10 protein-coding genes are annotated in these 14,956 nt (G+C 73.1%); 7 read left to right on the top strand and 3 right to left on the bottom strand.

The window, feature by feature from the left end:
• Positions 1-51 precede the first annotated feature (51 nt).
• On the bottom strand, positions 52-1,080 hold the full coding sequence (locus tag FNH04_RS25790; protein WP_152788182.1) for a sugar ABC transporter substrate-binding protein: 1,029 nt from the start codon (positions 1,078-1,080) through the stop codon (positions 52-54).
• Between the two features lie 305 nt (positions 1,081-1,385).
• On the opposite strand from FNH04_RS25790, the gene FNH04_RS25780 reads away from it, so the two are divergent.
• The 4 genes from FNH04_RS25780 (at position 1,386) to FNH04_RS25765 (ending at position 4,452) form a co-directional block, all read left to right on the top strand.
• Complete coding sequence (locus FNH04_RS25780) at positions 1,386-1,679, top strand: putative quinol monooxygenase (protein WP_322723863.1); 294 nt, start codon at positions 1,386-1,388, stop codon at positions 1,677-1,679.
• A 183-nt stretch (positions 1,680-1,862) separates the two neighbouring features.
• Positions 1,863-2,828, top strand: coding sequence for a hypothetical protein (locus FNH04_RS25775; RefSeq protein ID WP_322723861.1), 966 nt, complete (start codon positions 1,863-1,865; stop codon positions 2,826-2,828).
• Positions 2,829-2,870: 42 nt separating this feature from the next.
• Positions 2,871-3,551 carry a hypothetical protein gene (locus FNH04_RS25770; protein ID WP_152788178.1) on the top strand — a complete coding sequence of 227 codons (681 nt, stop codon included), beginning with the start codon at positions 2,871-2,873 and terminating at the stop codon, positions 3,549-3,551.
• A complete protein-coding gene (locus FNH04_RS25765) occupies positions 3,523-4,452 on the top strand; it encodes an inositol monophosphatase family protein (RefSeq protein ID WP_152788177.1) in 930 nt (309 codons plus the stop codon). The genes FNH04_RS25770 and FNH04_RS25765 overlap by 29 nt, the downstream gene beginning before the upstream one ends.
• Here FNH04_RS25765 and FNH04_RS25760 read toward each other — a convergent pair.
• Positions 4,449-5,804: an ArsB/NhaD family transporter gene (locus tag FNH04_RS25760; RefSeq protein ID WP_322723859.1), complete on the bottom strand. Its 1,356-nt coding sequence runs from the start codon at positions 5,802-5,804 to the stop codon at positions 4,449-4,451. The two genes, FNH04_RS25765 and FNH04_RS25760, sit on opposite strands and share 4 nt — an antisense overlap.
• A 135-nt stretch (positions 5,805-5,939) precedes the next feature.
• Between FNH04_RS25760 and FNH04_RS25755 the strand changes: the two genes are divergently transcribed.
• On the top strand, positions 5,940-11,783 hold the full coding sequence (locus FNH04_RS25755; protein ID WP_152788176.1) for a WD40 domain-containing protein: 5,844 nt from the start codon (positions 5,940-5,942) through the stop codon (positions 11,781-11,783).
• A gap of 27 nt (positions 11,784-11,810) precedes the next feature.
• Here the strand turns inward: FNH04_RS25755 and FNH04_RS25750 are convergent, their stop codons facing one another.
• Positions 11,811-12,842 carry a medium chain dehydrogenase/reductase family protein gene (locus FNH04_RS25750; protein ID WP_152788175.1) on the bottom strand — a complete coding sequence of 344 codons (1,032 nt, stop codon included), beginning with the start codon at positions 12,840-12,842 and terminating at the stop codon, positions 11,811-11,813.
• A 165-nt stretch (positions 12,843-13,007) separates the two neighbouring features.
• Between FNH04_RS25750 and FNH04_RS25745 the strand changes: the two genes are divergently transcribed.
• Together FNH04_RS25745 and FNH04_RS25740 are read left to right on the top strand one after the other, a co-directional pair.
• The gene (locus FNH04_RS25745) at positions 13,008-13,682 is read left to right on the top strand and encodes a TetR/AcrR family transcriptional regulator (RefSeq protein WP_152788174.1); all 675 of its coding nucleotides are present in this window, start codon (positions 13,008-13,010) and stop codon (positions 13,680-13,682) included.
• A gap of 315 nt (positions 13,683-13,997) precedes the next feature.
• A partial coding sequence (locus FNH04_RS25740; protein WP_322723856.1) for an RNA polymerase sigma factor occupies positions 13,998-14,956 on the top strand: 959 nt, incomplete at its 3' end.

Raw genomic sequence — 14,956 nt, 5'->3', positions numbered from 1 at the left:
GTGGAGGCGTGTCGTACGTTCCGGGGTGGGGGGCGGCTCGGCCCGGGTGGCTCAGCCCCAGCAGTTCTCGAGGCCGTAGGCGGTGTCCTTGGACGCGACCCCGTCCTGTGCCTTGTCGGTGATCAGGGTGACGCCGGTGTCGGTGTAACCGGAGGCCTTCTTGCCGTCCTTGGCGTAGGTCACGACGGCGTTGACGCCTTCTGCGGCCATCTTCAGCGGGTACTGCTGGGAGGTGGCGGCGATCTTGCCGTCCTTGACGGCCTGGGTGCCGGTGCAGCCGCCGTCGACGGAGACGATCAGGACGTCCTTCTCCCGGCCCTTGGCCTTCAGCGCGGTGTACGCGCCCAGGGCGGCGGGCTCGTTGATGGTGTAGACGACGTTGATGTCCGGCTCCTTCTGGAGGCAGTTCTCCATCGCCGTCTGGCCCTTGGCCTGGTCGCCTCCGGTGTCCTGGGAGCAGACGACCGCCGGGTCCTTCTCCTCGATGCCGAAGCCCTTGAGGAAGCCGTCGTGGCGCTGGACGCCGACGGAGACGCCCGGTGCGAGGTCGAGGGTGGCTATCTTCGCCGTCTTGCCCTTCATGGCGGCCTTGGCGTACTGGCCGATCAGCTCGCCGGCCTTGAGGTTGTCGGTGGCGAAGAGGGCGTCGACCGCGTCCTCCGGCTCGGTCGGGGTGTCCAGGGCGATGACCAGGACGCCCTTCGCCTTGGCCTTCTCGATCGCGGGCACGATGGCCTTGGAGTCGCTCGGGGTGATCAGGATGCCCTTCACACCGGCGGCGACCATGTTCTCGATCGCGGTGACCTGACCGGCGTTGTCGCCGTCGAACTTGCCGGCCGCGGTCATGAGCTTGACGCCCTCGGCCTTCGCGGCCTTCTCCGCACCCTCCTTCATCTTGACGAAGAACGGGTTGGTGTCGGTCTTGGTGATCAGGCCGACCTTGACCTCGCCCGAGCCGGCGCTGGACGAGTCCGATCCGGTACCGGAGCCGGGACCGCAGGCCGTCAGGGTGAGGGCCGCGAGGCCCGTGACGGCGGCGGCTCTGAGGAGGGAGGAGGACGGGCGAGTGGTACGGGACATGATCGACTCCTGCGGGATTGCGGGCGGCGCGGCCGGCATCGGAGCATGCCGTTCCGGAGATGTCATCGTTGACTTATGTCATCGTTGACACCGCATGGCGAGGATGATGGACTCCGCCTCCGGGAAACGTCAATGCCCTGCACTCGTCACAAATCGGCAACGCCCCCGGCCCACGCCCGCCCGCGGCCGTCCGGCGACTGCAATACGACGCGTCCGTTTGCCCGTACGTCCGTCAGGGATCTGTCCGCACGTCCGTCAGAGGAGAGCAGCCCATGAACCAGCGCCGGATCACTGGACACCACGCCGTGAACAAGACCCTGCTCGCCGAGTTCACCGCCCGCGAGGGTACGGAGGACGAGGTCGCCCGCCTGATCCTGGACTACGCCGAGAAGGTGCGCGAGGAAGAGGGCAACCTCGCCTTCGACGTCTACACCAAGGCGTCGAGCCCGCGCGCCTACTGGATCTTCGAGGTCTACCGGGACGAGGACGCCTTCCAGTCGCACCTGAAGGCCCCGTACGGCGGCCCGTTCAACACGGCACTCGCTCCGCTGATCGAGGAGGACGCCTCGGTGCTGACCTTTCTCGATCCGGTGACCTGACGTTCCGGGTGCGTGTTGTGGTGCGTCGGCTTCTACGCCGTCACGACCCGGATCCGGACGCTGCCCCGACCCGGCGAGCCCCTGCCCCCCACCGGACACCCGGAGTTGAGGCCGGTCGACGCACGGTGGCCGCCGGAGGCGGTTGCTCCTACCATGGAGGCCGCCGTCGGGGGAGGGTGGGACGTGACACGCAGTGCACCGCAGTCGTCCGGGCGCCGGCTGGAGGACCGGATCGCGTGGGCGGTCAGGAACGTGGACGGCGTCGTCGCCATCGGTGTCGCCCTGGTCATCGGTCTGCTGGAGGTCCTGGGCTCGAAGATCGACCCGAACATCGCCTCCGGCGCCATCCTGCTGGTCCTGGCCGCGCTGGTCTACGGATCGCTGACCGAGCGCCGGCGGCGGGTGGCCGACATCCGGACCGCGACCGAGGGGACGAGCCGGGCGATCGAGGACCTGGCCATGGTGCGGACGCTGTCCGGCGCGGAGGTCGGCCTGGCGCACGAGCGGGCCCGCCGGAACACCGCCCGCTGGGTGTTCAAGGGCGGCACCGGCACCTATCTGCGCGCCGTGACCCTGCCCCAGTGCGTCGAGGAGGCGAAACGGCAGCGCCGCTCCCTCAGCATGAAGATCGACATCCTCAACCCGGCCGACGACCGGGTGTGCACCGCCTACGCGCGGTTCCGGCGCACCTTCGGCCACCGCCACGAGGTCGGAGCGTTCCCGGAGTGGACCACCGAGCGCACCCGCAAGGAGTCGTACGCCACCGTGCTCGCCGCCGCCTGGCACCGGCAACGGCTGGACACCCTGGAGATCGACGTCCATCTGTCCTCGGTGGCGCCGACCCTGCGCTTCGACCTCTCCGACTCCTGCCTGATCATCACCCAGGACGATCCGCGCCGCGTGAGCCTGTGCGTGGAGCGGGACCGGCCGCTGTACGACTACTACGTCACCGAGCTGCACCAGAGCCGGGAGCAGGCGGTCAAGCTCGATCTGCGGGAGGCCACACCACTGAGCGAGGAGCCGACCGTGGACGAGGTCAGACGTCTCTTCGACCGGCTCGACCTGCCGCTGCCGGCGAGTTTCACCGACCCGGATGTCGGCGACATCATCGACAGGGCGCTGCACGCGGAGAACCCCTACCGCGGATGAGCGGCGCGTTTCGGCGACACCTCGCCGGAAGGGGGCGGCACGATGGACTACCCGGCCCTGGAACGGGCCGCCCGGCGGGATGCCGCCGCCGAGCTGACGCGGCACGCCGTATCGCAACTGGAGCAGGTCGTCTCGGGCACCCGCGCCCTGCGCGCGGTGCGCCACCCCCTGGGGTTCATCTGTCTGCCGATCCTGCGCGACGGGCCCCGGGGCGTCTGCGTCCATGTCTTCGGGCCCGCCGAGCGGACCGGGCGACAGGAGGACTCCCCGGCGGACCATCAGGTGCACGCGCACAGCTGGGACCTGACCAGCACGGTGCTGTACGGACGGCTGGGCAACCGGCACATGGGCGTCCACGAGGAGACCGAGACACCCACCCACCGGGTGTTCGAGGTGCACAGCGATCCCTCGGGGGTGGACGAACTGCGGCCTACCGAGCGACTGGTGTGCTGCCGGCCCGGCGCCGAACAGACCAGCGTACGGGGCCAGACCTACGCCCTTCCGGCCGGTGAGTTCCACACCACCGTGGTGCCCGACGGCCATCCGACCGCCACGCTGGTGCTGGGACGGACACGGCCCGGCCGGGTAGACCTCTCACTGGGCCCGTTACGGGCGCCGGGCCACCGGATGGTCCGCAGGATGTGCGACGCGACCCAGACCGCCCGGATCGCCCAGGCCGCCGTCAGGAGGATCCATGAGCCCGACCCCGAACCGTCCGCCTGACCCGTCCGTCCGCTTCGCCCCCGAGCGCCGTACGGCGGTGGCCGCCGCCGAGGAGGCCGGTGCCCTGCTGCGGTCCCGGTTCCCGGACGGCTTCGCCGCCCGGCCGAAGGGCGAACTCGGCGATGTCGTCACCGATCTGGACCTGATGGCCGAACGCCTCGTCGTGGGCCGGATCCGGGAGCGCTTCCCGCACGACCGGATCCTCGCCGAGGAGTCCGGGGAACTCGGCGGCGACGGCAGCGGCCGCACCTGGCTGGTGGATCCGCTCGACGGCAGCAACAACGTGGTGATCGGGCTGCCCGCCTATGTGGTGGGCGTCGCCCTGTGCGTCGACGAGGCACCGGTGGTCGGCGTGGTGCACGATCCGGTGACCGGCAGGACCTGGTCGGCGCTGCGGGGCGGCGGCGCCCACGGACCGGACGGACGGCTCGCCGGGGGCGCCGGCGGCCGGCCGCTTCCGCCGGCGGGACCCCTGCTGGCCTGGACCCAGGGGCACGCGGTGTCCCGCGACGACCCCGTGGCCCGCGCGCTGAGACACACGCTGGAGATCCGGTCCCGACGGCTGCTCCAGCTGTGGGCGCCCCTGCTGACCTGGGCCATGCTGGCCCGCGGGGACATCGACGGGTTCGTGGGCTACCGCGCCGAGGCGATCGACCTGCCGGCCGGGGCGCTGCTGGCCCGCGAGGCGGGCGTGGCCGTACGGCACCTGGACGGCCGTGAGTTCGGCGGCGGCTTCACCGGGCCGGACACCGAGCGCTCCTTCGTCGCGGGGCGGCCGGAGGTCCTGCCGTACCTGATGGACCTGGTGGATCTGGTGGCGGCGTCCGCTCCCGCCGTACGCGCCGGGCCGGGTACGGCCCCTTCGCGCGCCCCGCGTCGTGCCTTCCAGGAAGGCGTCTAGGAGGTCAGCGCCAGCGCCGCCACCGACGCCGCCACCGCGGCGACGGCCAGCACGGCACCCGTCCCCATCAGCCGTGCGACCGGGACCCGTACCCCGTACGCATGGCAGCGCTCGTACCAGAGCAGCGTCGCCAGGGAGGCCCAGGGTGTCACCACCGGTCCCACATTGGTGCCGATGAGCAGCGCGAGCAGCTGGTCGTGGTTGCCCACCGGGACCGCCCCTTCTCCGGCCAGGTAGACGGGGAGGTTGTTCAGGACGTTCGACAGCCCCCCGCCGACCGCCGCCGCCCGGAACAGACCCCGGACGCCGCCGTCATGGCCGATCGCGGCGGCCAGGACGTCGTGCAGCCCGTTGGCGTTGACCGTCTCCACCACCAGGAACATCCCGGGCACCATCACCAGCAGCCGCCAGGGGATCAGCGACGGCCGCAGCGCCGGCCGGTCGCGTACCGCGAAGGCCGCGACGGCGACGGCCGCGGCGGTGGCGGACGCGATCCACAGCTCCACGTCGGCGACCAGGATCGCGAGCAGGAAGCCTCCGCAGGCGAGTGCGCAGGCCCGGAAGAGCACCGGGTCGGCGGGCCGGTGCTTTTCGGGCGGCAGATAGCGGCCGGAGTCCTGCGGACGGCGGTCGGCCCCCCTCGACCGGTCCTCCTCCCGCGCTTCCTCGGCGCTCGCCGCCCGCGCGTCCCGTACCCCGTCCACGGGTACGTCCCGTACGCCCCGTACGTCCTCCACGCGGGCCGCGCCGGGACCGGCCGTCCGCGGGCCGCCGCCGCTCTCGCGCCGGCCGCGCCGCCAGTAGAACACCCACAGGCAGACCATGGTCACCGCGACGGCCGCCAGCTGCGGTGCCCACATCCGGGCGGCCAGACCCAGCGGGGACAGCGCCACCCGGTCCGCGGCCAGCAGGTTCGTCAGATTGGAGACCGGCAGCAGCAGGCTCGCCGTGTTGGCCAGCCACACCGTGGTCATCGCCAGTGGCACCGCCGCGATGCCGACCCGCGAGGCGAGCGCGAGCATCACCGGGGTCAGCAGCACGGCGGTGGTGTCCAGGTTCAGCGCGATCGTGGTGACCGAGGCGAAGGCCACGCACAGCAGGAACAGGGCCGGATAGCTGCCCCGCCCGGCCCGTGCGACGCGGGCCGCCACCACGTCGAACACCTCGGCCCTGCTGGTCAGTTCGGCCAGCACGATCACCGTGCCCAGGAACGCCAGCAGCGGGGCGATCCGGGTCATGGCGTCGGCCGCCGCCCCGGTGGGCAGCAGCCCCGACACCACGCACAGCAGCCCGGTCACCAGCAGACCGATCGCCACCCGGTCCAGTACATGCAGACGTAGTGAGACACGCACGGTTGGAAGGGTCGCACATCCGTGCCCCACCGTGGCCGCTGCTTCCGCCGGACGGCGTGGTCACCGGGGGCTTTTGGCCAGGAAGTGGCTGGGGATGCGGCCCGTGCGGACGAGTTCCCAGGGCATCATGGACATATGGTGGCTCGTCAGATCACCCCGGGGGACACCGGGCCATTGGACTTCTTCATCAGCTACTCACCCGCCGACGAACGCTGGGCGTCGTGGATAGCGTGGACGCTGGAGGAAGCGGGATACCGCACGGTCCTGCAGGCGTGGGACTTCGTACCGGGCACCAACTTCGTCGACTTCATGGACCGCGGCGTCAGCGAGTCCGCCGCCGTGATCGCCGTGCTGTCGCGCAACTACGAGCGCTCCCGGTACGGCCGGATGGAGTGGCAGGCCGCGCTGCGCGCCGACCCCGACGCCCCGGAGCGCCGACTGCTCACCGTCCGCGTCGAGGACATCCCGGTGGAGGGCCTGCTGGCCACCATCACCTACGTGGACCTGGTTCCGGTCACCGAGCCTTCGGCCGCCCGTGAGCTGCTCCTCACCCGCGTCCGCCAGGCCCTGGACGGCCGCGCCCGGCCCAGCCTGCGCCCCGGTTACCCGGGCGAGGACGGCCTCCCGGCGCAGCCGCCCCCGGCCGTCCCGGCCGCCCCACCGCCGCCCGGCAGACCGCTCGGCCGCCCCGGCTGGGCCGGTCGGCGCAGACCCGCGGCACCACCGGTCTACCCGAGAGTCTCCGGGGACGCCCGCGCGCGTGAGTCGGTCACCGTGCTCCACCTGGCTGGGCCCGCCTTCGGCCGGGGGCAGGACCCCGCCGAGCTGCAGGCCGCGATCTGGGGCGACCTGGTCGAGCTCACCGACGCCGGGGGCCCCGCGCCCGATCTGCTGGTGGTCACCGGCGACCTGACGGCCTCCGGCAGCCCACGGGAGTTCGAACAGGCGCTGTCCTTCCTCACCGGTCTGCGGGCGCTGCTCGGCCTCGAACCGCACCGGGTCGCCCTCGTTCCCGGCGGCCGGGACGTCAACCAGGCCGCCTGCCGGGCCTACTTCGCCACCTGCGAGGCCGACGAGATGCCGCCCCGGCCGCCGTACTGGCCCAAGTGGCGGCACTTCGCCCGGCTCTTCCAGGAGCTCTACCAGGGCCTCGACGTCGTCTTCGACAGCGACCAGCCGTGGACCCTCTTCCCCGTGCCCGAACTGCACACGGTGGTCGCCGGGCTGAACTCGTCTATGGCCTACAGCCACCGGCTCGACGACCAGTACGGCCAGGTCGGGCCCGAGCAGGCCGCCTGGTTCGCCCAGGCGCTGCGCCCGTACGAGGAGGAGGGGTGGCTGCGTGTCGGAGCGCTGCGGCATCCTCCCGGGAGGGGGCGGGGCGGTGCCTCCGACGGAGGCGGGCCGCTGCGTGACACCGACGTCCTCGCCCGGCTCACCGCGCCCAGGCTGCACCTGCTCCTGCACGGCCCCGCGGGCCCCGGTACCCGCCCCGGCCTGGCCACCGCCTCCGGTGAGCTGCCGCTGATCGGCGCCGTAGCTCCCGGACGGCACCGGCTGCTGCGCGTCAACGGCGACGGACTCGCCGTCTGGGACGGGCCCGGGGAGCCGGAGCGGCAGGACAGGGAGTGGCCGCGGGTCCATCTCGTGTTCCCGGGCCCGTACGCGCCGCGGTCCGACGATCCCGCTCCGGATCCCGTCACCCCGCCGGAGCCCGAGCCGCGCGTGGTCGCGTCCCCCGCCGAGGTGCTGCGCGCCCGCGTCGCCGAGGTCTGCCGCGCCCGGCACGAAGGTGCCCAGATCCGGGTGGTGGACGACCCGCTGCCGCAACTGCTGGTCACCTGGACCGAGGGGGACTTCGCCCGTCAGCAGCGGATCGTCGTACACATCGGCACGCCGACCGCCGAGGACGTCGACCAGGTCGTGGCCCTCGTGCACGCGGCCGATTCCGGCACCGAGGCCGAACTCGTCCACGACGGCCCGCCGCCCGCCCGTGAGCTGCGCGACCTGGCCCGCCGCAGAGGTGTGCGGATCCGCAGCTTCACCGAGTTCCAGGGCCTGCTCGACCTCAGGGGATACGTCGCCGCGCAGAGCGAGCGGCTGCGCACCGACCCCCGCTACCCCCCGGGCATGTACCTGCCGCAGCGCTACCGGGAGGTGGAACGCCTCGGCACCGAGGACCGCGACGGACTCGTCGACGACATGCTGCGGCTGCTCGACTCCGACCAGGGCCGCTTCCTGCTGCTCCTCGGCGACTTCGGGCACGGCAAGACCTTCGCGCTGCGGGAGCTGGCCCGCCGTATCCCCGCCGAACTGCCGCACCTGGTCCCGCTGCTGGTGGAACTGCACGCGCTCGACCGTGCCTACTCCTTCGAGGGACTCGTCGCCGCCCACCTCGCCGCCCACGGCGTCGACAACATCGACCTGCGGGCCTTCCGCTACATGCTCCAGCAGGGCCGGATCGTGCTGCTCTTCGACGGCTTCGACGAACTGGTCAACCAGGTCAGCTACGACCGCGCCGCCGAACGCCTCCAGGTGCTCCTCGACTCCGCCGTGGACAGCGCCAAGATCGTGGTCAGCAGCCGCACCCAGCACTTCCGCTCCCAGGGGCAGGTGCTGACCGCGCTCGGCGAACGCGTCGGGCTGCTCCCGCAGCGGCGGGTGCTCGCGGTCCAGGAGTTCACCCCGCAGCAGATCCGCGCCTACCTGGTGAACCGCTACGACGGCGACGAACGCGCCGCCGACCGCCGGGTACGGCTCCTCGACGCCATCCCCGACCTGCTCGCCCTGTGCCGCAACCCCCGGCTGCTCGGCTTCGTCGCCGACCTCGACGACGACCAGCTGCGCGCGGTCGCCGGGGCCGGCCGCGCGCTCAGCCCCGCCGGGCTCTACCAGGAGGTGCTCACCGCCTGGCTGCGCTTCGAGGAGCACCGGGGCACCGGCGGCCCCGGCCGCGCCCCCGGACTCACCCTCGACCAGCTGTGGAACGCGGTCACCGCGCTCGCCCTGCGGCTGTGGGAGAGCGGCCAGGACTCGCTGCGGCTCGACGAGCTCACCGACGTCGCCGAGACCCTCACCGGGCTCGCGGACAGCCGCCTGTCGGTGCCGCAGGCCGCGCACGCCGTCGGCTCCGGCAGCCTGCTGGTCCGCTCCGAGGACGGAGTGTTCCGGTTCATCCACGGCTCGGTGGTGGAATGGCTGATCGCCCGGGAGTGCGCCCTGCGCCTGGCCGCCGGGGACACCACGCTGCTGGTACGGCGTCAGCTCAGCCGGCTCGCCGTGGAGTTCCTGTGCGACCTCGCCGACCACCGGGTCTGCCAGGAGTGGGCCGAGCGCGCGCTGAGCAGCACCGCCCGGACCGACCCGGAACTGACCGTACGGGGCGAGGAGGTCGCCCGCGCCAACGCCGTGAAGATCCTCTCCCGGCTCCGCGTGCCCGCCCACACCGATCTGCGCGGCGCCGCCCTGGCCGGGGAGGACCTGTCGTACCGCGACTTCTCCGGTGTCGACCTCACCCGCGCCGACCTCACCGACGCCCGGCTGGTCGGCGCCAACCTCTCCGGCGCCGTGCTGCGGCACGCCCGGCTGACCGGTGCCCGGCTCGACGGCGCCGACCTGACCGGTGCCGATCTGCGCGGTGCCGATCTGCGGCGGGCCAGGCTGATCCGTACCGACCTGACCGGCGCCCGGGTGGAGGGCGGCCGGTGGCGGCGGGCGGCGCTCGTCTCGGCGGTCACCGGGCCCGGACTGCCCGCCACGCCCGAACTGTCCACCGCCTCGATCGCCCCCGGGATGGCCGTCGACTCCGGCTTCCGGCCCTCAGCGGTCGGTGTGCCGTACGGCTACGACATGCGCACCAGCCGCCTGCCCGAGCCCATCTCGTACAGCCCGGACGGCGAACTCCTCGCCGTGGGCAGCGAGGACGGCGGAGTGCTGGTCTGCGACGCCGTCACCGGCACCCCGCTGCGCACCCTGGAGGGCCACACCGGCCGGGTCTACGCGGTGAAGTTCCGCGACCGGGTGCTGGCCACCGGCAGCGCCGACGGCACCGTACGGCTGTGGGACCCGGTCTCCGGCCGCTGCCTGCACCGGCTGGGGATCCACCCGTACGGAGTCTGGCCGGTCGTCCTCAACACCGACGGCTCCCTGCTCGCCACCGGTGACGCCGACGGTGTGGTCACGCTGTGGGACACGGCCTCGGGCAGCCCGCTGCACCGGCTGCCCGGCCATGCGGCCCCCGTGTACACGGTGGCCTTCGGACCGGACGACGCCACCCTGGTCACCGGGGACGCCTCCGCCGCCGTACGGCTGTGGGACCTCGCCACCGGGCGGCCGCTCGGGGAACTGCCGGGCCACCGGGGCGCGGTCTACCGGGCCCGGTTCAGCCCGGACGGCACCCTGCTGGCCACCGGTGACATGGGCGGCGAGGGGCGGCCCGGCACGGTCCGGGTGTGGGACCTCTCCGAGCGGAGGGTGCGGCACGAGTTCACCGGCCACGCGGGCCGCGTCTACACCCTGGCCTTCCACCCCGGCGGCCGGTTCCTGGTGAGCGGGGACACCGAGGGGGAGGTACGGCTCTGGGACCTGGCCACGGGTGGGTCGGCCGGGCTGCTCGGGGGCTGCCGGGGCGCCGTGTACCAGGTGCTCTTCGACCCCGAGGGGACGCTGCTCGCCGCCGGGGACAGCGCCGGGGTGGTCCGGCTGTGGCGGATCGACCCCGGGGCGGCCCCCGGCGGCCAGCCCGTCGCCCTGCCCCTGAGCCGGCAGCCCTCGGTACACGTCGGCTCCGTCTGGGTGTGCAAGTTCCGGCCGCACGGCGAGACACCCGCCCCGGAGACCGGCTCGCTGCTGGTCACCGGCGGCAACGACGGAGTCGTACGGCTCTGGGACCCGGCCACCGGCCAGGGCCGACGCATCCTGCGTGGCCACGGACGGCGGATCGGCACCCTGTCCTTCAGCGCCGACGGCTCGATGCTCGCCGCCGGCGGCAACGACGGCGTCGTCCGCCTGTGGGACTCGGCCTCCGCGCGGCGGCTGCGGGAGCTGACCGGCCAGAGCGACCGCCTGGTCTCGGCGGTGTTCAGCCCGGCCGGCACCCTGCTGGCCACCGCGAGCAGCGACGGCGACATGTACCTGTGGAACGCCGCCACCGGTGAGTACCAGCGCGAGATGGACGTCGAGACGGACCACGTCTGGGCCGAGGCGTTCAGCCCGGACGGGGAACTGCTGGCCACCGCCAACGACGACGACACCGTACAGCTCTGGTACCGGGCAACCGGCGCGCACGTCACCACCATCGACGAGCACTACGGGCGGGTCCGCTCGATCGCCTTCCGCTCCGACGGCGCGGTCCTGGCCACCGGCTGCGACGACCGGAAGGTGCGGATCTGGGACATGGCCGACCGCCGGATCACCGCCGTCCTCGACGGGCACACCGACCGGGTGTACGCCGTGGCGTTCGCGCCCGACGGCTCCTGGCTGGCCAGTGCCTCCTGGGACGGACAGGCGGTGATCTGGAAGGACGGCGTGGTCGCGCACCGGCTGGCCGGTCACACCGGCAAGCTGTGGACGGCCGCGGCGCATCCGCTGCGCCCCCTGCTCGCGACCGCCGGCGACGACCGGACGGTACGCCTGTGGGACCCGCACACCGGCCGCGAGACCGCCGCCCTCACCGGCCACACCGGCCGCGTCCTGGCGGTCGCCTTCAGCCCCGACGGCTCGCTGCTGGCCAGCGGCGGGGAGGACGGGACGGTACGGCTGTGGAGCGTGCCCGCCGACGAGCCGGCCATGCTGCGCGCCACCCTCGTCGGCATGCCGGGCGGCTGGGCCGCGCTGTCGCCGTCCGGCGGCTACAAGTACGAGGGCGACGTCACGGGCGAGTTCTGGCACGCGATCGGCATGTGCCGCTTCGAGCCGGGCGAACTCGACGGCAACCTGCCGGGGGTGCGGCACGTACCGCTGGAGGAGCCGCTGGGGTGAGGGGGCGGGCGCGGGGCAGGCCCGGCGCTACGGGTTCAGCACGACCTTTCCGGCGACGGTGCCGGACTCGGCCAGGCGCAGGGCGTCGGCGATACGGGTGAGCGGCAGCTGGGCGGCGATCCGGGCGGTGACGTCACCGCGCTGGAGGGCGCCGAAGACCTCGGTGAGGTCGGCGCGCAGGCGGGCCCTGAAGCGGTTCCTCGCCAGGGCACGTCCGGCCCACACGTTGTAGAAGCAGGCCCGGCGGCGGTTGGGCAGCGCGTTCCACAGCCAGACCCGGCCGAGCAGCTTGAGCACGGGCCACTGCTTCGATCCCGCGTCGTCCCGCGTGGAGGCGCTGCCGTACGAGACGAGCGTGCCGCCGGGCGCGAGGAGGCGCCAGGAGCCGACGATGCCCCGGCCGCCGACATGGTCGAAGACGGCGTCCACCCCACCGGGGGCGAGCTCGCGGACGCGCGCGGCGACGTCCTCGGTGCGGTGGTCGACGGGGATGACGCCCTGTTCCCGCAGGGCCTCGTGGTGGCGCGCGGACGCCGTACCGATCACCTGCGCGCCCGCGGCCCGCGCCAGCTGGACCAGAACCGAGCCGACGCCGCCGTTGGCGCCGAGCACCAGGACGGTCTGCCCGGCGCGGACGCGTGCCCTGCGGTGCAGCATCTGCCAGGCCGTGAGGCCGTTGACCACCAGGGTCTCCGCCTCCGCCGCTCCGATCCCGTCCGGCACCGGCACCGCGTCCGCCGCGTCCACGAGGACATGGCTGGCCCAGCCGCCGACCTTGACCAGCGCGGCCACCCGGGTGCCGGTCAGACCCGGCTCGACGCCCTCGCCGGCCGCCAGCACCGTACCGACCAGGTCGTAGCCGGGGACGAAGGGGAACGCCGGCTGGTCGTAGTACCGGCCGCGGCGCATCTGCTGCTCGGCGAAGGAGACCCCGGTGGCCTCCATCCGGATCAGGACCTGGCCCGGGCCCGGGGCGGTGACGGCGCCGTGCCGGATCTGGAGCCCTTCCGGCTCGACCTTGCCCGGCAGGACGACCTCGACGAGTTCTTCGGCGTGCATGGCGACCTCCACTGTGTCTCGGCGAGAGTTACTTGCTCTCGTGTTCGTTAGAAGTTGTAACGCAATGACGAAGGGAAGGTCAATAGCTTGCGTGATAGCCTCTAACTAGATCTTGACTGTGTAGCCATGCAGGTGTGGACGCAGGTGTGGAGAGGTGGCAGGCCCATGGCGGAAACGGGCACGAAGACCCCGCGTGAGCGGTACCGCACCCAGGTGCGCGCCGAGATCAAGGAGCGCGCGTGGGAACAGATCGCCACGGCGGGGGCGACCGCGCTCTCCCTCAACGCGATCGCCAAGCGGATGGGTATGAGCGGACCCGCGCTCTACCGGTACTTCGCCAGTCGTGACGAGCTGATCACCGAGCTCATCAGGGACGCGTACCGGAGCCTCGCCGACACCTTCCGCGCGGCCTCCGGGTCCGGTGCCGACGCGGCGGCCCTGGCGCGCGCCCTGCGCGGCTGGGCCCTGGACGACCCGCAGCGGTACTTCCTCGTCTACGGCACGCCCGTCCCGGGCTACCACGCGCCCGACGACGTCACCGCGATCGCCTCCGGGATCATGGCGACCCTGCTCGACGCCTGCGCCGCGCTTCCCGCGGACGGCGCCGCGACACCGTTCGCCGCACACCTCGAAGGCCACCGGCAGTGGGCGGACGGCCACCCCGCCCCGTCCCCGGCCCTCCACCGGGCCCTGACCTTCTGGACCAGGTTGCACGGCGTCCTGTCCCTGGAACTCGCGGGCCACTTCGCCGGGATGGGCTTCGATCCCGCGCTGCTCTTCGCGGCCGAACTGGAGGCCCTGCTGGGCGACCTGGGGGCAGGGTCTGCGGACGGCGGCTGAGCGCGGCCCGGATGATCCGGCCGGTCACCGGGTTCGATTCCCCGGATGCCGCGCCGGGTGGCGTCGACCGGGTGCGCCAGGGTGATCGAGGCTCTGAGGGCTCGCGCACGAAAAACTGTTATCCGCACCCCCTCCACCCCGTCACCACACGCGTCACCTGTTCCCCACGCACAGGAGCGAGACTGTGATCTCCGTCGCGAGCCGAGCTCGGCTTCGCCCGGATTGGCGTGTCTTGCGGCGGTACGACGTCCGCTGTGGAGCACTCCCCGGCCCCTCTCTCGCCAGGTTGGCTGAGAAAGTACGTCCGGAGGGAGTGTGACGGCGGAGAGGACGCACGTGGACGGGCGGCAGTGGCGTGCCACCATCGCGGCCGCGCAGGCCGGTGACCGGCGCGCCCTGGACGAGCTGGTCGAGGGCTGGTTGCCGCTGGTGTACAACATCGTCGGCCGCGCCCTCAATGGCCACGCGGACGTCGACGACGTCGTGCAGGAGACGATGCTCCGCGCCGTCGACAACCTCGGCACGCTGCGCGATCCGGACAGTTTCCGGTCATGGCTCGTCGCGATCGCGATGCGGCAGATACGGGACCGGGCCCGCCGGAGGTCCACCGACCGGCTGACCGAGGATGTGGCGGCCCACGACGCCGCCGACTTCGCGGAACTCACCGTGCTGCGACTTCAGCTGGAGGGCCAGCGGCGCGAGGTCGCCGAGGCGGTGCGCTGGCTCGACGACGAGGACCGGCAGCTGCTGTCCCTGTGGTGGCTGGAGGTCGCCGGCGAGCTGAGCAGGCGCGAGCTCGCCGCCGCGGTCGGGATCAGCCGGCAGCACGCCGCCGTGCGCGTCCAGCGGATGAAGGCCCGCCTGGAGGCCGCGCGCGGCATCGTCCGCGCCCTCGACGGAGCCTGCCCCGACCTGCGTGAGCTGACCGCCCGCTGGAGCGGCGCTCCCGACTCCGTGTGGCGCAAGCGCTTCGCCCGGCACATCAGGGGCTGCGGCTACTGCGGCGAACCGGGCAGCTCGGTCGTGCCGGCCGAGCGGCTCCTCGTCGGGATCGCGCTGGTGCCCATCCCGGTCGGGTTCACGCTGTCGCTCGCGTTCGGCGGCAAGACGGCGGTGGCCGCGACCACGGCGGCCACGGTCGGCTGGTCCGCCAAAGTGCTGAGCGCGCTCACCACGCCCGCCGTCGCGGTGACGGCCGGGGCGACGATCGTCGCGGGCGGCGCGTACGTCGTGACACAGACGCCGGACGAGCCGCGCCTGAGCATCGCGACCCC

The sequence above is a fragment of the Streptomyces phyllanthi genome, from assembly GCF_009377205.1.
GTDB lineage: Bacteria > Actinomycetota > Actinomycetes > Streptomycetales > Streptomycetaceae > Streptomyces > Streptomyces phyllanthi.
Note: the sequence above shows the minus strand (reverse complement) of the source record. Positions and strands in the feature narration are given on the sequence as shown.

Bases quoted from the DNA above. Each gene is read 5' to 3' on its own strand.
- FNH04_RS25790 (WP_152788182.1), bottom strand. From the start codon at position 1,080: ATGTCCCGTACCACTCGCCCGTCCTCCTCCCTCCTCAGAGCCGCCGCC.
- FNH04_RS25770 (WP_152788178.1), top strand. From the start codon at position 2,871: ATGGACTACCCGGCCCTGGAACGGGCCGCCCGGCGGGATGCCGCCGCC.
- FNH04_RS25765 (WP_152788177.1), top strand. From the start codon at position 3,523: ATGAGCCCGACCCCGAACCGTCCGCCTGACCCGTCCGTCCGCTTCGCC.
- FNH04_RS25755 (WP_152788176.1), top strand. From the start codon at position 5,940: ATGGTGGCTCGTCAGATCACCCCGGGGGACACCGGGCCATTGGACTTC.
- FNH04_RS25750 (WP_152788175.1), bottom strand. From the start codon at position 12,842: ATGCACGCCGAAGAACTCGTCGAGGTCGTCCTGCCGGGCAAGGTCGAG.
- FNH04_RS25745 (WP_152788174.1), top strand. From the start codon at position 13,008: ATGGCGGAAACGGGCACGAAGACCCCGCGTGAGCGGTACCGCACCCAG.